This is a genomic window from Clostridium sp. HMP27 (assembly GCF_000765165.1).
Lineage (GTDB): Bacteria > Bacillota > Clostridia > Clostridiales > Clostridiaceae > Clostridium_AK.
In genome coordinates this window covers 64,740-84,385 of record NZ_JMFY01000002.1, presented here as the reverse complement: position 1 = coordinate 84,385, position 19,646 = coordinate 64,740, and the positions used below count along the sequence as shown (strand labels likewise).

At 30.2% G+C, this 19,646-nt stretch carries 22 protein-coding genes and 2 riboswitches; of the genes, 5 read left to right on the top strand and 17 right to left on the bottom strand.

Annotated elements, in window-relative coordinates; all coding sequences use genetic code 11:
• Positions 1–82: 82 nt before the first annotated feature.
• Positions 83–1,483: an aldehyde dehydrogenase gene (locus tag DP68_RS01780; protein ID WP_035305230.1), complete on the bottom strand. Its 1,401-nt coding sequence runs from the start codon at positions 1,481–1,483 to the stop codon at positions 83–85.
• A gap of 329 nt (positions 1,484–1,812) precedes the next feature.
• On the opposite strand from DP68_RS01780, the gene DP68_RS01775 reads away from it, so the two are divergent.
• Positions 1,813–2,916, top strand: a complete 1,104-nt coding sequence (locus DP68_RS01775; RefSeq protein ID WP_035305227.1) for a PRK06851 family protein — start codon at positions 1,813–1,815, stop codon at positions 2,914–2,916.
• A gap of 41 nt (positions 2,917–2,957) precedes the next feature.
• On the opposite strand, the gene DP68_RS01770 is transcribed toward DP68_RS01775, so the two are convergent.
• Complete coding sequence (locus DP68_RS01770; protein ID WP_035305224.1) at positions 2,958–3,518, bottom strand: flavodoxin family protein; 561 nt, start codon at positions 3,516–3,518, stop codon at positions 2,958–2,960.
• A 338-nt stretch (positions 3,519–3,856) separates the two neighbouring features.
• Between DP68_RS01770 and DP68_RS01765 the strand changes: the two genes are divergently transcribed.
• Positions 3,857–5,314 carry an NADP-dependent glyceraldehyde-3-phosphate dehydrogenase gene (locus DP68_RS01765; RefSeq protein WP_035305221.1) on the top strand — a complete coding sequence of 486 codons (1,458 nt, stop codon included), beginning with the start codon at positions 3,857–3,859 and terminating at the stop codon, positions 5,312–5,314.
• Between the two features lie 84 nt (positions 5,315–5,398).
• On the opposite strand, the gene DP68_RS01760 is transcribed toward DP68_RS01765, so the two are convergent.
• The 10 genes from DP68_RS01760 to DP68_RS01715 all read right to left on the bottom strand — a co-directional run bounded on the left by DP68_RS01760 (position 5,399) and on the right by DP68_RS01715 (position 12,937).
• The gene (locus tag DP68_RS01760; protein WP_035305220.1) at positions 5,399–5,803 is read right to left on the bottom strand and encodes a membrane protein; all 405 of its coding nucleotides are present in this window, start codon (positions 5,801–5,803) and stop codon (positions 5,399–5,401) included.
• 169 nt (positions 5,804–5,972) lie between these two features.
• Entirely contained in the window at positions 5,973–6,560 is a 588-nt protein-coding gene (locus DP68_RS01755) for a hypothetical protein (protein WP_035305219.1), read from the bottom strand.
• 59 nt (positions 6,561–6,619) lie between these two features.
• Positions 6,620–7,219 (bottom strand): methyltransferase domain-containing protein, encoded by a 600-nt coding sequence (locus DP68_RS01750; protein ID WP_035305217.1) that lies wholly within the window; start codon positions 7,217–7,219, stop codon positions 6,620–6,622.
• Positions 7,220–7,351: 132 nt separating this feature from the next.
• Positions 7,352–7,672, bottom strand: a complete 321-nt coding sequence (sugE, locus tag DP68_RS01745) for a quaternary ammonium compound efflux SMR transporter SugE (RefSeq protein WP_035305215.1) — start codon at positions 7,670–7,672, stop codon at positions 7,352–7,354.
• Positions 7,673–7,776: 104 nt separating this feature from the next.
• Positions 7,777–7,881, bottom strand: a riboswitch (guanidine-I (ykkC/yxkD leader).
• 68 nt (positions 7,882–7,949) lie between these two features.
• Complete coding sequence (locus tag DP68_RS01740) at positions 7,950–8,639, bottom strand: radical SAM protein (protein ID WP_035305210.1); 690 nt, start codon at positions 8,637–8,639, stop codon at positions 7,950–7,952.
• An 18-nt stretch (positions 8,640–8,657) separates the two neighbouring features.
• Positions 8,658–9,365, bottom strand: a complete 708-nt coding sequence (locus tag DP68_RS01735; protein ID WP_035305207.1) for a B3/4 domain-containing protein — start codon at positions 9,363–9,365, stop codon at positions 8,658–8,660.
• Positions 9,366–9,426: 61 nt separating this feature from the next.
• Positions 9,427–9,522, bottom strand: a riboswitch (guanidine-I (ykkC/yxkD leader).
• A 137-nt stretch (positions 9,523–9,659) separates the two neighbouring features.
• Positions 9,660–10,502, bottom strand: a complete 843-nt coding sequence (locus DP68_RS01730) for a nucleotidyltransferase domain-containing protein (RefSeq protein ID WP_035305204.1) — start codon at positions 10,500–10,502, stop codon at positions 9,660–9,662.
• A 182-nt stretch (positions 10,503–10,684) separates the two neighbouring features.
• A complete protein-coding gene (locus tag DP68_RS01725) occupies positions 10,685–10,948 on the bottom strand; it encodes a CD3324 family protein (protein ID WP_035305200.1) in 264 nt (87 codons plus the stop codon).
• A 318-nt stretch (positions 10,949–11,266) separates the two neighbouring features.
• On the bottom strand, positions 11,267–11,707 hold the full coding sequence (locus DP68_RS18785; RefSeq protein WP_052085589.1) for a hypothetical protein: 441 nt from the start codon (positions 11,705–11,707) through the stop codon (positions 11,267–11,269).
• A 36-nt stretch (positions 11,708–11,743) separates the two neighbouring features.
• Positions 11,744–12,937: a hypothetical protein gene (locus DP68_RS01715; RefSeq protein WP_035305196.1), complete on the bottom strand. Its 1,194-nt coding sequence runs from the start codon at positions 12,935–12,937 to the stop codon at positions 11,744–11,746.
• 71 nt (positions 12,938–13,008) lie between these two features.
• On the opposite strand from DP68_RS01715, the gene DP68_RS01710 reads away from it, so the two are divergent.
• Positions 13,009–13,797, top strand: a complete 789-nt coding sequence (locus DP68_RS01710; RefSeq protein WP_035305194.1) for a hypothetical protein — start codon at positions 13,009–13,011, stop codon at positions 13,795–13,797.
• Between the two features lie 138 nt (positions 13,798–13,935).
• Here DP68_RS01710 and DP68_RS01705 read toward each other — a convergent pair whose 3' ends face one another.
• Complete coding sequence (locus DP68_RS01705; protein ID WP_035305192.1) at positions 13,936–14,958, bottom strand: 4Fe-4S double cluster binding domain-containing protein; 1,023 nt, start codon at positions 14,956–14,958, stop codon at positions 13,936–13,938.
• A 126-nt stretch (positions 14,959–15,084) separates the two neighbouring features.
• On the opposite strand from DP68_RS01705, the gene DP68_RS01700 reads away from it, so the two are divergent.
• Positions 15,085–15,975: a LysR family transcriptional regulator gene (locus DP68_RS01700; protein WP_035305190.1), complete on the top strand. Its 891-nt coding sequence runs from the start codon at positions 15,085–15,087 to the stop codon at positions 15,973–15,975.
• A gap of 159 nt (positions 15,976–16,134) precedes the next feature.
• The gene (gene catA / locus DP68_RS01695) at positions 16,135–16,794 is read left to right on the top strand and encodes a type A chloramphenicol O-acetyltransferase (protein ID WP_035305188.1); all 660 of its coding nucleotides are present in this window, start codon (positions 16,135–16,137) and stop codon (positions 16,792–16,794) included.
• A 66-nt stretch (positions 16,795–16,860) separates the two neighbouring features.
• On the opposite strand, the gene DP68_RS01690 is transcribed toward catA, so the two are convergent.
• The 4 genes from DP68_RS01690 to DP68_RS01675 form a co-directional block, all read right to left on the bottom strand.
• On the bottom strand, positions 16,861–17,316 hold the full coding sequence (locus DP68_RS01690) for a DUF169 domain-containing protein (RefSeq protein ID WP_291546858.1): 456 nt from the start codon (positions 17,314–17,316) through the stop codon (positions 16,861–16,863).
• A 132-nt stretch (positions 17,317–17,448) separates the two neighbouring features.
• Complete coding sequence (locus DP68_RS01685) at positions 17,449–17,967, bottom strand: GNAT family N-acetyltransferase (protein ID WP_035305185.1); 519 nt, start codon at positions 17,965–17,967, stop codon at positions 17,449–17,451.
• Between the two features lie 163 nt (positions 17,968–18,130).
• Positions 18,131–19,051 carry a class I SAM-dependent methyltransferase gene (locus DP68_RS01680; RefSeq protein WP_035305183.1) on the bottom strand — a complete coding sequence of 307 codons (921 nt, stop codon included), beginning with the start codon at positions 19,049–19,051 and terminating at the stop codon, positions 18,131–18,133.
• Positions 19,052–19,236: 185 nt separating this feature from the next.
• Entirely contained in the window at positions 19,237–19,437 is a 201-nt protein-coding gene (locus DP68_RS01675) for a hypothetical protein (protein WP_035305180.1), read from the bottom strand.
• Positions 19,438–19,646 lie beyond the last annotated feature (209 nt).

Sequence of the window (19,646 nt, the reverse complement as noted above, 5' to 3'; positions counted from 1 at the left end):
TATTATAACATATTTTTACTTGTTCCCCAATTGTATGGAAATACGGGATTTTTAAAGATTCATGATTCTAGTGAATAAAGCTCTATTTTAAAAGTTTCTTAACTAACTTTAATTGCTTCTCTGTAAATGATGGGTATGTGATGGAACTATTTATGCTGGCATGCTTCTTTAATATTCCCTTTCTATGTGAAAATGTAATAAAACTATCCTTACCATGATAAGCACCTATTCCTGCATTACCAACGCCTCCAAATGGAAGGTATGGATTTGCAGTATGCATAATTGTATCATTAATACAGGCATTTCCAGAACTTATCTCGCTTAACACTTTACTTTCAACTCTTTTATTTCTTGTAAATAAATAAAGCGCTAATGGTTTAGATAAATTTCTAATCTTTGTTACTATACTATCTAAATTTTTATATGTGATAATTGGAAGAACAGGTCCAAATATTTCTTCCTGCATAGTAGCTGCATTTTCAGAAGATATTTCTATTAACGTTGGTTCAATATACCTCTCTTCTTCATTCCAATGCCCCCCAAATACAATGCCATCCTTATCCTTCTCAATCATAGCTTTAATACGATTAAAATGTCTTCCATTTACAATCCTTCCAAAGGAATCATTTTTCTCTATATCTTCTCCATAGTAATCTTTGAGTGCATTCTTCATTTCCCTAACAAGTTCATCTTTTACCCTCTCATGTACCACGACATAATCAGGAGCAACACATGTTTGCCCTGCATTAGCTGTCTTTCCCCATACAATTCTTCTTGCTGCTTCTTTGATGTTAGCACTTTCCTCAACAATAACTGGGCTCTTCCCACCAAGTTCAAGTGTAACTGGAATTAGATTCTTAGCTGCTGCCTGCATTACTATTTTTCCTACAGCAGGGCTGCCGGTAAAGAAAATATAATCAAATTTACCATTAATTAATGATGTATTTGTGTCGATTCCACCTTCCACGCACCCTATATATTCCTTATCAAAGGTATCTTTAATCATTTCCTTAACAACCTTTGATACATTTGGTGTCATTTCAGATGGCTTTAAAAGTGCTGTATTCCCGGCCGCCATTGCCCCTATTAATGGTTCAATAAGTAATTGGAATGGATAATTGTACGGTCCTATTATAAGTACAGATCCATAGGGTTCACTTATAATATAGCTTTTTGCAGGCATTAGATAAATTGGTGTTGGCCTTTTTTCAGGTCTTGCCCATTTCTTTAGATTTTTTATCACGTGTGTAATACTATTATATACATACCCAACTTCCGTCATATAGGCTTCATTTTTATGTTTACCAAGATCCTTATTAAGTGCTTTTAATATCTCTTCTTCATACTTCTTTATACTTTCTTTTAGTATCTTCAATTGCCTAATTCGAAAATCAATATCCTTGGTAACTTGTGTATCAAAATATTTCTTCTGTTCTTCTAAAATAAGTTCTACATCTTGTAGACTTAGCTCCTCGATATTCATAATACTTTCCCTTTCACTTAAAAAAATCAACCATCTTATTAATTATTATAGACTATTACTATTCATTAGATACTATGAAAAAGCAATGGAAATCATCATTTGCTTTTTCCATAAATGAAGTAATACAACAATTATAATTGAAATCCGCTCTGGAATTCCAGTTGATTTTTATACCTGTTGAAATTTTATAAATGGCTGCCAATACTGTAAACATTTATCTATTTTTAAAGTCAAAAAAAGATATTTTTTATATGTATGGAAGTCACCTTTTATCAAACTTCTACATAATATATGATATATGAATTTATGAATTTATGGAGTGTGAGTTTATGAAAGGTAAAGTAAGAGATGTCTTCCCAGGAGGAAACACATCAAAAGGTTTTTATTCATTTTATAGGTACATTTTAAGTCAGGAGGAAGCAAGAAGAATAATATGCATTAAAGGTGGCCCAGGAACAGGAAAATCTTCATTAATGAAAAGTGTAGCAGCTTATTTTAATGATAAGGGATACGATGTTGAATTACATCATTGTTCTTCAGATAATAATTCTCTTGATGGTGTTGTAATAAAAGATATTAATGTTGCATTACTTGATGGAACAGCACCACATGTGGTAGACCCTGTAAATCCAGGAGCAGTAGACGAAATACTCAATATGGGGCAATGCTGGAATGAAGAAGGATTTAAAAATCAAAGGCGAACTATTATCGACATAAACAAAGAAGTAGGAAAAACTTTCAGACGAGCTTACAGATATTTGGGTGCTGCGAAAATGGTTCACGATGATTGGAGCAATTTTAATAATGAAGCACTAAATATATCAAAGCTCAATGCTTTAAAGGAAGACTTAAAGGAAAAAATACTTGGTAAGTCCCCTATTACCCGCCAAGGATTTGACAGACACTTATTTGCAACTGCTTTTACACCAAATGGTATTATAACCTTTGTAGATACTCTCTATAAAGATTATAAAACTATTTATGTTTTAAATGGCGGACCAGGAACAGGAAAAAGCGAAATAATGAATTATATTTCTAAAGGAGCATTAAAACGCGGTTTCTATGTTGAAGTATTCCATGATCCATTTATTCCTGAAAGAATAGAACACATACTTATTCCAGATTTAAGTGTTGCTATTATTTCATCAAACGAAATAAATCAAAGAAGCTTTGAAGGAATTCAAATTTCCACTGAAGATTGCCTAAACTCTAATGTTATCAATAAATATAAAGACGAAATAGAAGTATGTAAAGATTATTTCTATAAGCTTATAAATAAAGCTCTTACGCTTATTGCCAGTGCTAAATCACTTCATGACGAGATGGAGAAAAGCTATATTCCAAATATGGACTTTGCAAAGCTTGATTTAGTTAAAGAGGACATCATAAAGAAACTTGAAATATATGAAAAAGAATATTTAGAAAGTAAGTAAAACAAAATGAGGGTTGATTTAATCAACCCTTTATTAATTTATCATTTTAATGATTTACCTATTTCATATGCATTTTTCATTAATTTCATATTGTTTCTTGAAACTTCTGGAGTAAATGCTTTTGTTGCTACAATTCGTTTTACTTCCTTAAACCCAATACCTTTTAAACTTTTAGATAAATATCTAAAATACTTATGGAATATAAGTTTAAATGGTGCCGCTTGAGAATAAACCATTATTAACTGTTTTTCACCAAACCTTGGTATATGTTTTCCCATATCTATTTCTGTTAAGGGGTAAAGTCTGTCCAATAATAATTTAGTTTGCGCTGATACTTGACACATATATACTGGCGAACCAATTACTATGATATCTGCTGACTTTATATCTACATAAGCCGATTGCATATCATCGTTAATACAGCAAGTATCATGTTTTCTACAGTATAAGCAGCCCTGGCAGCCTTTTATGTTCATATCATTTAGGTAATATATTTTAGTTTCTAATTCATTTTCCCTTGCACCTTCTAATATCTTTTTTACAATGCTATCAATATTGCCATTATGTTTTGCACTTCCAATAAAAGCTACTATTTTTTTCATAATCAATTCTCCACTCATATCCTATCTTAAACTTTCCTATTATAAATCAATTTATATTTCATAGTTATTAATAAAATTTTTACTATATCTTTTTCTATTTTGAACATGTTCTAAATTATATTTTAGCATATTTATCATTTAAATAAACATATATCTTTAATATCTGTCTTATGCTTAATTGTTTTATTTTACATAAATCTCATTGAATTGTAATAAATTATATTAAGTGCAGAAGCGTCTATTCGTTAAAAGAATAGTTACTTACTACTATATTTAAAAACTTTAAAAATAGCTAAACTATCAAGTGTAGTAATTATGTAGAAATAAGAGGTGATAATATGTTCAAGAAGATTTTTACCAATGATATGATCTATAAAAATCTTTACAATGGTAATTGGATTGAAAGCTCATCAAATAAATTAATTGAAATAAAATCTCCTGTAGACGGCTCCTTAGTTGGAAAAGTTCAGGCTATGAACAAAGAAGAAATTGATATAGCTATAGCAAACTCTAAAGAAGCAGGAATAAAGTGGGCTGAAACCCCTATTAATGAAAGAGCTGAGATTCTTCATAAGGCAGCAAACATATTGGAAAAAAACAAAGAAGAAATAGCTGAAATATTGGTACATGAAATAGCAAAGGATAGAAAATCATCCATTTCAGAGGTGCAAAGAACTGCTGATTTTTTTAAATTTACTGCTGATGCAGGAAAAAATTTAGAAGGTGAATCAATTATGGGAGATAAATTCCCAGGTGGAACACAAAATAAAATTTCAATTGTAATAAGGGTACCCCTTGGAATAGTTCTCGCAATTTCACCTTTTAATTATCCAATTAATTTATCTGGCTCAAAAATTGCACCAGCATTAATTGGAGGAAATACAGTTATATTAAAACCACCAACACAAGGTTCTATTAGTGCTTTATACTTAGCACAGGTATTAAACGAGGCAGGTCTTCCACCAGGAGTAATGAATACAATAACAGGAAGAGGCTCAGACATAGGTGATTATATACTTACACATCCTGGAATTAATTTTATTAACTTTACTGGTAGTACGGAGGTAGGAAAACATATTGCCAGCATTTCTACTATGGTTCCGCTACTTATGGAACTTGGAGGAAAGGATGCCGCTATAGTCCTTGAAGATGCTGACTTAGAGCAAACTGCATCTGATATAGTCTCTGGTGCCTATTCTTATTCCGGCCAGAGATGTACTGCTGTTAAAAGAATACTTGCCACTGATGAAGTAGCTGATAAATTAGTTCCTTTATTAAGAACTAAGATTGAAGATTTAAAGGTGGGAAATCCAGAGGATAACTGCACTATTGTACCTTTAATAGATACCAGATCTGCAGATTTTGTTCAGGAATTAATTGATGATGCAATTAATAAAGGAGCAACCTTAGTTACAGGAAATAAACGAAAGGGAAATTTAATCTATCCAACGCTATTTGATAATGCAACTATAGACATGAGGCTTGCATGGGAAGAACCCTTTGGCCCGGTTGTGCCTATAATAAGGGTGAAAGATATAGATGAAGCCATAGAAATAGCAAATAAATCAGAATACGGCCTGCAGTCTTCTGTATTTACAAAGGATATTAACAATGCCTTTTATATAGCAAAAAAACTAGAGGTTGGTTCTGTTCAAATTAACGGTAAAACTGAAAGAGGACCAGACCACTTCCCCTTTATAGGAGTTAAATCTTCTGGTATGGGTACTCAAGGTATAAAATATAGCATTGAAGCTATGACTAGACTTAAAGGTATAGTTATAAATTTAGATAAGTAAATATTTAAAAGCTGCTGATAAAACATGTTTGTCAGCAGCTTTATTATTTTAATTAGTTTTTAAAAAATCATGCAGCGTTTTAAATTAAAATTGCACATGATTTTTTTTATAAAAATTCCTTTTTAAAATATATTCTATAGTAATATATACTGCAACTATTATTAGGCATTGAAGCTCTAATAATTTAGTACCTATACTATAAACTGTAGACTTATTTAATATTATAAATATCATAGTGAGTAGTAATGTACATGCTCCTGAAATACTCCATATCAAGCCACATTTCCTATTAACAAATCCCAATGTATTTGTGTATTTAGAAAAATCATCTGTCTTATCATCTGAAAGTCCAGTAAAAAGCATTGCTGTAGGTATAATTAATTCTAATATTTTATCCGTCTTTTTATATAAATTATATTTATATAAAATCCCTATAAAAATCATTACTGTAGGAATACCTATATTGAAAATCAATACTAATGCATTCATATCAAAACCTCCATGTAATATTTAGTGCATTTTCTTATGCATTTGCTAATTTTACCAACCTCATACATATATTATAATACTATATATAATCTATATAGTATATAATTTATTCCTTTGTGTTTAATCTTATGATGCTTACCCTTGCTCGAATATTATACGTGCATATGCATTATCTATAACCTTTAAATGGTTTTTGCTCTGCATAATACGGAGATATATTGCCGTCTATTTTAATTAACTGTTTACCATCTGCTGAAAGGCCAATGATATCAAAATCTGAACCTTGAAATTTTTTCATATATACAAGCCATATTTTAATCCCATCTGCATTAATAATTTTTGCTTTCTCTTCAATATTTCTTTTTTTCTCAATAATCTTTACTTCACTAATATCAGGATTCCCAATTACCCCAAAATATATTGGAAGTGCGGTTTTTTCTACATTAGGAAAGTACATATGCGATATATCAAACTTACTTGAAACAAGTCTTATATCCCCTTGTACACCACTGCAAACAGTTCTATATCCACCTATACCTTTTCTCAAAACCGCAGTATATAATCCATTGCCCTCTGAAGTATAGCTAAATACTATACTTCCTTTATTATTTTTTTCTTCATGAATAATAGTTATTGGATTTGTGCCAAATGGATTTATTGCCTCTCCTATTGTTTTTGCACCAGTATTAAATTTAATAGCCAAAAACAACGGGACAATCATTAATACTAATACAATGAATATCACTTTCTTTTTCATAAACTCTATCCCCTTTTACCCCAAATTCATTATATAATTTATCATCATATAGTATATAGTTATGTTGACACATAAGAAACTTGTGTCTTATTTTTTCTTTTCCGAAAAATATAAGTAATAAAAAATCCCCTATCGTCTTGATTTTCAATACACTCAATTAACTCAAAGAACTTTGATATATCTTCAAAATCAGTTGGTTGGATTAAATCTTCCTTTCTAATTTTAAAATCAGCTTTATGCTTATGTCCAAAACCACAAACAAATAAAATACCTCCGTCAGTTATATGGCTTTCAATATTTTTAAGTTGATGTTTATTTAATCTATAATGATTAATTAAAATGTTATCGTAAATTCCAATATCATCTAAACAATTTGGCATAGTTAAATCAATTTGCATTGTATTTACTAAATAACTATTTCTTTTAGCAAACATATTCAAGCGTTCAAGCGCTTTACTGCTAAAGTCTACTCCTGTAACTCTATAACCTCTTTCAAGTAAAAATAAAGCGTTCCTACCATCACCGCACGCTATATCAAGAATAGTCCCTTTTTTAAAGTATTTTATATTGTCAACTATTGATTTTTCTGGACTTAATGGATTGTCACTTCTATTAGCAAATTTTTCATCCCAATATTCTTCATTTCCCATATACTCCATATCATAGCCCCCTGTCTATATGTTTTGCCTTTTTTGCTCTTATATTCCAATTATAACATTGTTTTAAAACAATACCAAAATGCTGAGTCAAGCCATACCTAACTCAGCATCCTTTATTTTTGAGTTCTTAAATTAATGAGGTGATACTAATTTTAATCCAATAATTCCAACTATTATAAATCCAATGCAAATTACTCGAGTTGTACTTATTGGCTCCTTAAATAGTATTATTCCTAAAATTACAGTACCAACCGTACCAATCCCAGTCCAAATTGCATATGCAGTCCCTAATGGAAGATCTTTTAATGATAAAGATAAAAAATAAAAACTTGCTATCATACCTAATATTGTAAATATACTAGGTACAAGTCTTGTAAATCCTTGTGAATACTTCAAACCTATAGCCCACCCCATTTCTAAAAGTCCTGCTAATACCAAAAATAACCACTTCATAATTTTCATTCCTTCCTAATCTTAATATTTAACATTATTTTTAAATCTAATGTTCATTCTTGTTAAGTTAAAAAATAAAAAAAGCCAAGGTCGATATATAAAATATCTCCCAGGCTTTTATCCTTCCGTGAACACAGGTGTACTGTGCGTTTTATCTCGGACCAGACCAGTTTTTGATTTGAAACTGCGGAACCCTATAAAACTTTTAAAACATACATATTTTTATGTTGCTTAATATACATAGTTGCGCTTATAAGAATATTATTTATTAGTATAGTTATATATTTAGTAATGCCTTTGAAATTTCATCAAAGCTTTCATCAGATATGCCAAGTTTTTTCTTAAACTTTTCATCATTCATTCTTTCAACAATTATCTTGTCTGGAGACAACTCCTTAATAATATTTTTTATCTTATTAACAGACTCGTCTGTATCATTATAGCCCTTGATGATTGTTACTTCTAAGATAAAATTTCCTTTATATTGTTTATTAAATAAAATCATATTTGAAATATATTCTTCTAGTGTATATCCTTCAATTGGTCTTTGAATCTTTTGGAAATCTTCTTCTGAAATCGCTTTTATCTCTCCAATAACTTCTTCACACTTATTGGCTATTTGTATATATTCATCCCTGCCTAATAAATAGCCGTTAGATAGCAGCCTTACAGGTACCCCCTTACTTTTGATTAGATCAATAATATCACTAACTTGGCTATTTACAAGAGCTTCTCCCTTTGAGTTAATAAAAACTAATTCTATCTTATTATTTTCTATCATACCTTCTAATTCTCTTAATGAGTCATTCATTTCATCAAATGACTGTTGTGTATGTACTTTATTATATGACCTTCCAATAGGACAAAATATACAGTCAAAATTGCAATACTTTTCAGGCAGTATATTTACCTCCAGTACTCTTTTACCATCTTCAATATAAATCTCTTTGTAACTAAAACCAGCCATTTCTATCCCCTCCCAAAATTACTCTATTACTACTTCTTTATTATTAATATCTAAAATTGAAATCTTGCTTGTACCACCTAAATTATCTTGTACTGTCTTTGATAGTTCTTTTAACGCGTTCTGAAATTCTATTAATCTACTTTCATCAATTAATTCAATACATAAAAAAGCATTAGTTGTGTTTTCGGTAAGCATTGTTCTTACTGCTTCACGCCAGTTCCAGCATCTGCAAATTGCTCCTTCATTATCTTTGTATATTATTTCACCTTCATATGGTGGTTCACTTTTATCTGTTCCTAATGTAACAAAATCTTCATTACCCTCAGCCGTAGTCAATCTTATACTCCCTGCAAATGTATCAATGTCCTCACCACCGCATGGTAATGCGTATCTTAGTGAAATAGAATTGTAAATATCAACTAGTGGGTTAATAGTTCCTATGTGATTTCCATTGTGAACTCTTTTTAATAATGCCTCTATGGATGATCTTGCACCTTTCTTTGTCTTAAATTTTTGGAATGCTTCTCTCCATACTTTTATTACACTATTTTTACTAAATTCTTCATTTTGTAAATGCTTTAATGCTTCCTTTTCTGCCTCTGAGATCATTTCTGCATATTGACCTTTATCTTTTATAGAATTATCTATACCACGACAAATAACAATTCCGATTTTTGCATTAGGAAATATACTCCAAAAATAATCTTCAATGACAAACTTTTTCATCAAAATACCTCCAGTATTAAAAATTTAAAAATAAAAAAAGCCCATGGAAATATTATTAAATATCTCCCAGGCTTTTATCCTTCCGTGTACACAGTAAACTGTGCGTTTTCTCTCGGACCTGCCAATGATAAATTGCGGAACCCTAGAAAACTAAACTATATAATTAAATTATAATTTACAAGTCAAAAATTATAAATGAAGTTTAGCACATTCCGAAGGTTAAGTCAATTATATATTTTTCTTTACAAAATAAGGATATTACGAAACATTATATTACAATATTAATGTTGAAAGTTATATGTATTTATTGCACAAACCCTCTACCTCTTTAACAATACTTGATAATTCATCAATAAGATTATTCATATTTTCGGTATTCTCCGTTAATGAATAGAATATATTTTCTATTTTTTTCTTGAACTCTTTTGGAATAATTTTGAATGCATCTATATTATCTAAAGAACCTTTTTCATTCATAATGTAAGTTTCATTCAAGGCATATATAACCTGAGTAAGACAAGAGATAACACGATAAATACATCCAGTAGTATATACAATATCATCTTTTAGTAGTCCTTTGTGTGCAAGTGCAATAGAAAAACCCGCTTCCCATAAGAACTTATTTACAATGCCCGTTTTTATAGATAAAGGGTATGGAGTAATTTTATCTTTAAGATTTGCTAAATTATTATTGATACTCCAAAGTATTTTACAGTAATAAGTCTCTGCTACATAAATGCTATTCACAAATCCATGAGGATGACCAGGTTGATAGTCTATTGTTATTATCTTATTCAAACAATCGTCTATAACAGTAGATACTTTATTTAAATCCCTCAATAAAAAATCTGTTGATAATCCGTCTATACACAGCCATCCTCCACCATTTATCCATGGACCCCATTCTCCAATCTTAGTTATAAGATCAGAACGGTGCGTATCATCTAATTCGGTGGCTACTCGATTTAATCCTTCTAAATCTAATTGAGAACTATCACTATAATATATACCAATATCTATATCCGATTTTGCCGAATAATTACCTTTCGCTCTTGAGCCTCCAAGAACAACGGCTTCAATACCTTTAACTGTTTTTAATGAGGTTAGTATTTTTTTTGTAATCAAGTTAATCTCCATAACAAATTTCTCCTTCTAATAAAGTCCCGTAACTTATGCCACAATAACATTACGAATTGTTCTAGATACAAACACTATTTTATTCTTACTATATTCTATTGTTTCGCTATATTGAGTTCAAGATAAAATTTATTTCTATATCGTTTTATATAAAGAGGGTTACCTATTGGCAACCCCCTTAGTTATTTTTTATAAATAATTTGCTTTATAGAATGTATAGAAAGACAATATTCATCTGCTAAATCTATCATCTTATATCCATCTTTATATTTTTTTATAATTTCTTGATTTCTATTAGATAAAATCTCACGAATTCCAGATTTTTCTCCCCACTTTTTATGACTAGATTGTTGTGCAGGGATATAAATATATTCTCCTTGAATATATTTCTGTATTTCAAGAATTAAATGTTCTGGTAATACATTATTTGCTTTCTTATATTTCATACTGGCTTCACTCCTACATACTAAAATAAATAGGATACAAAGTCGTATGTATAGAATTTTTAGCGGCTTAATACTCCATACAAACACCACTACAAACACATACTAACTTTGTATGGAGTAAATTTCTACCTATAATCATATTCCCACCTCCTAAAATTATTTATTCCTGCTTCTTTTCTCTTTTAAATACAAATATCATCATAGAACCTAGTCCACCTACACATTGAAAGTTCACAAGCTCCCACCCTTCTTCCCCATACTGTTTAAGCACTTTATTGCTTCTTTCCTTTAGACAAATACTATTCCCCTCACAATAAATTACAAAGTGTCTATATTGACCTTATTGCTCTTATAAAAACTTGTGATAATCGAGTATCCGAATATTATTTGAAAAGCAGTTATAAAATTTGTACCATCTTTTATTAAGACCTTAATAGGAAATAATAGAACATCTATATTATTATAATAGATAAACATAGTAAATGAAAAATATAATGAGGGTACGGCCATTAATGCTATTTTAGGAAAATTCACTGCCCAAGGGCCTTTCTTTCTTTTTTCATGAATAAAATGCTCTAAGCCTAATAATAAGCCAATACTTCCATAAAAAATAATCATGAAAATATCATAGTAAAGTCTAGAATCAAATGTTTCTTGAATACTTTGTTTATAGACTCCAAAAACATGCTGTCCCAAAAAAACTATTATTATAATTAAACACATATAAATAAAATATTTTATCCATGACTTAACTCTCATAATAATATAATTCTCCTTTTAGTTAGATTCGTCATTTTATAATAACATCTCACTAATATCCTTAAATAAATTCCCTTCAGTGTCACAAATCTTTGTGTGAATTTTATTCCCTTCATAGGTGAAGTATAAAATAAGTTTTTTTCTGTTATTTTCTTCGTACCTTTGGCTAATTTTAACTTGGCCAAATAAATTTTTATCCTCTACAATAGCTTTTGGACTTCCGTTATAATTGACAATTTTTATTTGTCCTTCATGCTTCTCATTATAAGAAGTATAGATTAAAGAATAATCTTCATTAAAGGTAATTGAATCAATAGAAGGAACTGCTCCAAATCTATCTAAGTTAAAAGGAATTGTATCTAATTTTAGGAAACTACCTTTATCTTCAATATTTCTTCTAATCATAAATATATTTAATTTATTATTTTGAGAGCTATCGTTTAGATTCATACCAACATAACCATCACTAAAATGCCCTATATCTTTAGCAGCAACAATATTTTCTATATTAGGTTTATTTAGCCTAACAGCTGGAGTACCATCATATTTCATGGAATATAGATGCATTCCATCTTTTTTTAAAGAAGTATAAGTTAAATATCCGTCTAATCTATTAGCAGAAACTATATAATAAGGCTTCTTATAATACTTTGTAAAATCTGGCGGTGTACTTTGATTACTAAAAAATGGAAAACCCCCACTATAAAATTGTTTAACATATATGAAATTATCATTAGGTTTTGTAAAGAAAAGACTGCCTTTAAAGTCCATGCTATTTGCATTTTCAAAGTCTTCTATAGTAATCAAATCATAGAAACAATCTAACTTTTTATTTTCATTTAAGGTAATGTTAGTTTTAATAATACCTTTGTCAAAGGTAGTGATTATATCCTTACTTGAAAACGGGTCATCATGAAATATAACGTTGTTTAAAATTTTATGAGAAGGAAACCCATGCAATGATTTTGATTCTCCAGTATCAATATCTAAACAATGTAAATACGACATAGGTATGCCGTTTTCTTTTTTACTTGATAATATTAAAAGAATATTTCCTGGGTAACCTTCCAGCCACGTTATTTCTTTTATTTCTCCAAACTTTTTTGAATCTATATTGATGCTGGGCTGTTTGTATTTAGGTGCTTCTATATTAAAGTTCTCATAAGCGTAAGATAGAACAGTTAATATAAGCATTATTAATGTGAAAATGAACATTCCAAGTTTCTTCATTAAATTACCTCCATAATGTGGTATAATTTAATTATATTACAAAAAGCTATAAAAATAAAAGGAGATGTCATATGGAGCTAGGAGATAGATTTAGAAGCGGCAGAGAATTTATAAATAAATTTCTTTGGATTATAGGCATTCCTATAGTTTTAAATCTAATACAGCTCTTTTCATATCAATTTATTTATAAAACAAGTTATTTGCCAATTACAAAACTATTTACAATAAAGATAGGTATTATACCAGCCCCCCCAAGTGTAAGCTTTTTATTAGAAGATTTTCCATCTCCACTATTTCAGTATAATAGTATTAGTGGGCTTAAAGGCATCATATATGAGTTCAATTTGTTTAATGTATTTCTTATGATTACTTTTATTTTGATAACAAGCTTCATAAGCAGCGGATATTTCAGTGTCATCAGTGCTAAAGAGGAATCTAGACCAGGGATTAGAGATTTTTTTATAAATGGAAATGAAAATTGGTATAAGTTTTTTATACTTCATATTATTGAATTTATGCCTTTTGCTTTCGGAATTGTTAATAAAAACTTTGCATTCTTAGCGCTTATAAACTTTATATTTATGTATGTGGATTATTCTATTGCCGCTGATGGCGGAAAGTTACTGGATAATTTTAAAAAAGGGATTTCATTTTTATTGGGTAATTTAGGATTAACAATAAAAATGGCATTTTATTATGGAATGATTTTTTCATTATTAAGTATAGTTATATATTTTTTAGGAGGCTTAGGAACCACTGGAATTATAATTGATATAATCATAGTTGCTTACTTTGGAGCAGCAGTTAATAGAGCAGTTTTAGAATTATACACTTTTGTGAGCAAATATGAGGTAAAATAAAAATGCGGCGTAATTTTTACGCTGCATTTTTAGTTATTCTTTAATTCAAAGCCTATATCCTTATGCTCATGTATGATTCCACTAAAAAATTAAGGCTTGAATCAAAGCTCATTTATGTATTTATGGTTTATCATAAATTTATAACTTTGACAAAACCCACTTTGCCATATTTCGCACATTCTCATTTTCATCCTTACAGGCTTTTTCAATGAATGGCAAATACTCAGGTTTGTACCCATTTAGCATTGCATTAAGTGCATTGGTTTTATAACGCCAAACCTTTTCTTGTGGAATATACCAAAGTTTTGGTTGTACAACATTTTCTAAAAAATCATAATTCGCTTCAATTATTTCCTCAAGGGATAACCTTTCACTGAGTTCAGAAAGAACTGGAAATTCCTCATCCTCTGTCCATAAATTTTTATTAAAAGGACAAGCATCTTGACAAACATCGCACCCAAATACCCAGCTCCCCATCTGCTCATTAAATTTTTCATGTGGTAAATCCCAACCTTCCCATGTAGTAAGACAAGAGATACAACTTGATCGGTTCATAGTATAGGGCTGTGATAAAGAAGAGGTTGGGCATGATTTAATACATAAATTACAGTGTTCAGGACATGGCTTCAATGTTGGTATTTCAACAGATTCTAACTCCTGGTCTATAAGCCATGCCTCTAAATACACCCACGAACCGGATTCTGTATAAAAGAAATTATTTTTACGTACTAATCCAAGTCCAGCTTTTAATGCCGCCCATCGTAATGCAGTAATACCAAATTTCCTTTCAGTAACTGTTTTAATCCCCATTTCTTGCATATATGCTTCAAATTTTAAGCTATCTTGATAATCTTGAGAGTTTTCATCCCTTCTACTATCTACTAAATAATACTTAGCAATAGAACCTTTCAAGTGCTCAGGGATATGATATTTTCCATATTGTCTTACACAGATAACAATTGATTTTGCCCAAGGATATGTATCCTGCAAGTGAGCAAAACGATAAAATCCCTCGTAATAGGGCTTCACTTCCGGAACACGCTCAATTCTTTCATTAAGTTTTTCCTCATAACCTAACATATCAGATATTTTAATAATACCGCACTTTTCATATCCCATGCTAAGCGCTGCACTTTTTATTTGTTCTGCTAATAAGTTCATTTATCTACACTCCTTCCATAAATTAATCCTATCAAACAACTATATATTTGTAAAATTGATATATTCGAATTGACAATTCATTTTTTTAAATATATTATTTATAATATGTAGAATGGAGTGAAATAAATGGACATTAGGCACTTTAAAACATTTAAGAGCATTATAGAGGAAGGTAATTTTTCAAATGCTGCAAAGAAACTGGGCTACACACAGTCTACTGTTACATCACAAATTCAGCAGCTAGAGCAGGAGCTCTCAATCAAGCTATTTGAAAAAATTGGGCGTAACATGGTATTAACTGCCTTAGGAAAAGAATTAATACCCTATACAAATGAATTACTTGATACGGTAAAAAAAATAGAGAGTATCGGCAAACATGGTGATAAGATTACAGGAGAGTTGAAAATTGCAGTTGCAGAATCATTGATGTCTTATAAGTTGCAAAATGTACTGAGCCTATTTAAAGAAAAAGCTCCTAATGTAAAACTTTCTATCATTTCACTCAATTGCTTTGCCATAAAAAACATCCTATCTAAGGGTGAGGTAGACCTTGGTTTGATGTATGATGTAGGGAACCAAAATGATAGTTTGATTACTAATAAAATAGCTGATTTCACTTTAGCTTTAATATGTTCACCTTTATTAGAGAAGAATAAATTTGACTTTTTTAAATCAAATCAAGAAATAAATACAAGCCTTATTGTTCATGAGGCTGAATCCGTTTATCGAAATATAATTGAAGATTATTTTTGTGGTAATGAGATATTATTAAATAATACAATTGAACTTGGCAGCACTGAAGCAATCAAAAGATGTGTTGCAAGCAATTTAGGAATTTCTTTCCTGCCTCGTTTTGCAGTGGAAGAAGAACTGGAAAACGGTAGGCTAAAAGAACTTGAGATAGGCTGCTCTGATAGCAAAATCATAGCAATTTACGCTTATCATAAGAACAAATGGATTACTCCTGCAATGTCACTATTTATGCAATTAGTGAGAGAAAACTTTAATATTGATTAAAGTGATTTCATAATATTCTAATAAGCTGATTATTGATACATTATAGTATATATGCTACAATATAGGCCATATGTACAAGTTTGGGGGTCGTAAAGTGATTGTCTCAATTAAGACAGCCTTCTAAAATCAATCAACGAAACTTTTTAGGAGGCTAAAATTATGAAATTTAATTTAATAGATACTGAACATTGGAACAGAAAACCATATTTTGAACACTATTTAAATTCTGTTAGGTGCACTTATAGCATCACAGCAAATATAGAGATAACAAATTTATTGCATGATATTAAGCAAAAAAAACTTAAACTATATCCTACATTTATTTATATCATTGCAACTGTGGTTAATACTCATAAGGAATTTCGCACTTGTTTTGATGAAAGTGGTAATTTAGGATACTGGGATAGTATGAGTCCAAGTTATACTATCTTTCATAAGGATAACGAAACATTTTCAAGTATCTGGACAGAATATGATAAAAGTTTTTCATGTTTTTACAGTAAGTATCTTCATGATATTAAAAACTACGGGGACATTATGAGTTTTACTCCAAAGTTGAATGAACCCGCCAATACATTTCCTATATCCTGCATACCTTGGGTGAGCTTTACTGGATTTAATTTAAATATATATAATGATGGAACCTATTTAGTTCCTATTTTCACAATTGGAAAATACTTTAAACAGGCTGATAAAATACTTATTCCTATATCCATACAAGTTCATCATGCAGTTTGTGATGGTTACCATACCAGCAGATTTATTAATGAGGTACAAGAATTAATATTAAATTATCAAACATGGTTAAAGCATAAATAAACTATGCCATTCTTATAATTAAAATAAGGGAAGCTAGATAGCTTCCCTTAAAAATTGATTACATAATTATATTTTATTTGTTTTTTCCATTCTCGCCATTACTCTGTGCCATAGATCTTTCTCCAAGAAACTTCCCTCTACATTTTCCTCCATATCTAAAAACATCTTGTAAGGAACAGAAAATGAAAGCATATCAGCTTCGACCATAGGACGTATCGTAATATCAATCAATCCCACTACTGCTCTCGGGTTTTTCTTCTTAGATTCAGCATATGGAAGAAGAAAAAGAGACTGACATCCTGATGAAAATGGCATCATAACATTTTCATATCCAGGTCTATAATAGTTTGCAAGTACCGTAAGTGCTGATAACTGATTAGTATTAACGTAAAATATAATTACCTCAGGGTTTTCTTTAGTAATATCAACTTGCGACAAAGGTTTGAATATAACATACTGGTATGGAATATCAGTTATTAGCAGACACTTAACAAAGCCATCCCCTAGTTCTGATTTTTTCATATATCCTTCCCCTTCAAATTTACCTTCTTTACCACTGTCAAAAAATATTCAATTCCACCTGGATAGTTAGGAGGTTACCCAAAACCCGTTGAATATTACTCCTATATATTTTCTATTTGCTATAAATAAGCTTTACAATATGAGTTTCATTAAATTATCCATCTGTTCATCTTCACCCAATTTGAAAATATGTGTATCAAATTTATTAAATCCCTGCTTTTCATAAAATTTTATCGCATTGATGTTGTTTTCCCATACACCTAACCAAATGTAATCAAGATTATTACTTTTGCCAATTTCTATAGCCTTTTGTATTAGCAATTTGCCAACATGTTTACCCTTGTATTCCTGCAATACATAAATTCTTTGAACTTCTAATGTATTATCATGCCCTGCCTCTGTTTGAGCTTTGTCAAAATTAACTTTCATATACGCAGCTACTTCTTCATTATTTTCTACTATGTAAAATTTTGAACCATTATTTTTGATTTCGCTATCTAACTTCTCATAAGAAAAATTTTCTTTTAAATAGCTTTCCATATCTTCTTTTGTATTATCATTGGAAAATGTTTCATAGAATGTTTTTTCACCTATATATTTAATTTTTTCTATATCCTTTAAACTACATTCCTTAATTACTAAATTGTCCATAATCCTTATTCCTCCAATTGCAATGAAATATGATAATTCTTCCAATGAATATCCGATATATACACCCTTCTTACTTAAATAAAAACAATACTGAGTCTCCTTTAGATATCATTGATTTATAATATATAGTTATACTATTACATTATAATAATTCCAATATCCTTTATTTTTTAACCGCTAAACAATAATTCACATTATCAAATGCTGTAATTGGATGCTCTGGATTTGCTTCATTATACTTTTTGAAATACTGCTCTGTTATTTCATTTGGTGTCAAATGCTCATATATCAAGAAATTGTTATCAGCTAATATCTTTTCCAATTCCATATAAGAATAACTCGCAAGCATTTTTTCATTTGCCGCACCAGCCATTAATGCCTGCTTTTTGGCTCGTTCTCCCGCCTTGTCAGTATAAGTATATTCATCTGGATAATCGAAAACTATACTACTACCTTCTGGCACAAATTTTGAAATCGTTCTGATTATTTCTATAAAAACCTGTTTAGTCAAATAGTAGCTTATTCCAAGCAAACTGCAAAAGCTTATTTTACTTTGATTAAATTGTGTACATTCAAGCAATTTGCTCTGCCAGTTGTCTTTGGTAAAATCCGCAGATATATAGTGCAAATTCGCAGGTTTATGCGTTACTAATGACTGAATGCGTTTTTGTTTGTCTGCACCAGTAGCAGGATGGTCAATTTCAAAGATTTCAATTTTTGATGCCCAGTTGGGTTGTCGATATGCAAATGTGTCATATCCTGCTGCAAAAATCAAATACTGCCTTGCACCCATACGAACAGCATTTTCAAGCAGTCTCTCTGTAAATACTGCTCTTCCTAGTGGAGAAGGAGATAACTGATTATCAACAACCCATCGCAAAGCCTCGTCCTGTGTGCCCACAAAAGTTGGATTGAAGAAACCAATTCCTTTTGACATATTACTTTCTATTTGTTCGTACTCATGCTCCGTTAAGATTTTCCTTGCCAAATAATCATCAAATACTTTTACTTTCTCTGTATTTTGTGTTGAATGGTAAGCTCTCGAAAAGGCACTTACAAGTGCTGTGAAACTTTTTTGTTTCATAAAATTATCACCTCTAATACTTTATACTACTTTGATACCCCGACTACAATACTTGACTTTTTTTGTATTTTATGGCATAGTAAAGACATAAAAATAAAAAAATATGTAAAATTTTTAAGGGGAGTCATTATGACTTCCCTTAATTTACTTCCTAAAATATTTTAATGCTAAATGATTTCTTTACGTTATGGCCAAAAATGAAATAAATCCAGTACAGATGTAAGAATTCCATTACGCCAACTTTTATAAAGCCCTATACCGAAAGATATCGCACCAACTATTGTTAATGGCACCCCTAATGTTGCATTCGTGTTATCTTGAAATGCAAAGTAAAAGCAAATCATGCCCAGAGCAATAAATGATAAACATACAATTACTTTCTTCATTAATACATTCCCCTTCTAAATTATTAAGCAATAAATACCCACTTATACATTAATTATAACCTTAATTACAATCTAATGCATATAACTAAACAAATATAAGATTAACAAGCTCTTTTTCATTTCTACATCCCATACAATTAAAATTTTCTTTGTAATTCTTACAACCTCCACAATATAAACCACAAGATAATAATCTTCTACTTTTCCCA

What these genes read in the sequence shown, in the direction of transcription:
- DP68_RS18785 (WP_052085589.1), bottom strand. Translation starts at nt 11,707, where the DNA reads ATGAGAGTTAAGTCATGGATAAAATATTTTATTTATATGTGTTTAATT.
- DP68_RS01775 (WP_035305227.1), top strand. Translation starts at nt 1,813, where the DNA reads ATGAAAGGTAAAGTAAGAGATGTCTTCCCAGGAGGAAACACATCAAAA.
- catA (WP_035305188.1), top strand. Translation starts at nt 16,135, where the DNA reads ATGAAATTTAATTTAATAGATACTGAACATTGGAACAGAAAACCATAT.
- DP68_RS01740 (WP_035305210.1), bottom strand. Translation starts at nt 8,639, where the DNA reads ATGGCTGGTTTTAGTTACAAAGAGATTTATATTGAAGATGGTAAAAGA.
- DP68_RS01725 (WP_035305200.1), bottom strand. Translation starts at nt 10,948, where the DNA reads ATGAAATATAAGAAAGCAAATAATGTATTACCAGAACATTTAATTCTT.
- DP68_RS01750 (WP_035305217.1), bottom strand. Translation starts at nt 7,219, where the DNA reads ATGGAGTATATGGGAAATGAAGAATATTGGGATGAAAAATTTGCTAAT.
- DP68_RS01730 (WP_035305204.1), bottom strand. Translation starts at nt 10,502, where the DNA reads ATGGAGATTAACTTGATTACAAAAAAAATACTAACCTCATTAAAAACA.
- sugE (WP_035305215.1), bottom strand. Translation starts at nt 7,672, where the DNA reads ATGAAGTGGTTATTTTTGGTATTAGCAGGACTTTTAGAAATGGGGTGG.
- DP68_RS01780 (WP_035305230.1), bottom strand. Translation starts at nt 1,483, where the DNA reads ATGAATATCGAGGAGCTAAGTCTACAAGATGTAGAACTTATTTTAGAA.
- DP68_RS01700 (WP_035305190.1), top strand. Translation starts at nt 15,085, where the DNA reads ATGGACATTAGGCACTTTAAAACATTTAAGAGCATTATAGAGGAAGGT.
- DP68_RS01735 (WP_035305207.1), bottom strand. Translation starts at nt 9,365, where the DNA reads ATGAAAAAGTTTGTCATTGAAGATTATTTTTGGAGTATATTTCCTAAT.
- DP68_RS01680 (WP_035305183.1), bottom strand. Translation starts at nt 19,051, where the DNA reads ATGAAACAAAAAAGTTTCACAGCACTTGTAAGTGCCTTTTCGAGAGCT.
- DP68_RS01675 (WP_035305180.1), bottom strand. Translation starts at nt 19,437, where the DNA reads ATGAAGAAAGTAATTGTATGTTTATCATTTATTGCTCTGGGCATGATT.
- DP68_RS01685 (WP_035305185.1), bottom strand. Translation starts at nt 17,967, where the DNA reads ATGGACAATTTAGTAATTAAGGAATGTAGTTTAAAGGATATAGAAAAA.
- DP68_RS01710 (WP_035305194.1), top strand. Translation starts at nt 13,009, where the DNA reads ATGGAGCTAGGAGATAGATTTAGAAGCGGCAGAGAATTTATAAATAAA.
- DP68_RS01715 (WP_035305196.1), bottom strand. Translation starts at nt 12,937, where the DNA reads ATGAAGAAACTTGGAATGTTCATTTTCACATTAATAATGCTTATATTA.
- DP68_RS01705 (WP_035305192.1), bottom strand. Translation starts at nt 14,958, where the DNA reads ATGAACTTATTAGCAGAACAAATAAAAAGTGCAGCGCTTAGCATGGGA.
- DP68_RS01755 (WP_035305219.1), bottom strand. Translation starts at nt 6,560, where the DNA reads ATGAAAAAGAAAGTGATATTCATTGTATTAGTATTAATGATTGTCCCG.
- DP68_RS01770 (WP_035305224.1), bottom strand. Translation starts at nt 3,518, where the DNA reads ATGAAAAAAATAGTAGCTTTTATTGGAAGTGCAAAACATAATGGCAAT.
- DP68_RS01760 (WP_035305220.1), bottom strand. Translation starts at nt 5,803, where the DNA reads ATGAATGCATTAGTATTGATTTTCAATATAGGTATTCCTACAGTAATG.
- DP68_RS01690 (WP_291546858.1), bottom strand. Translation starts at nt 17,316, where the DNA reads ATGAAAAAATCAGAACTAGGGGATGGCTTTGTTAAGTGTCTGCTAATA.
- DP68_RS01765 (WP_035305221.1), top strand. Translation starts at nt 3,857, where the DNA reads ATGTTCAAGAAGATTTTTACCAATGATATGATCTATAAAAATCTTTAC.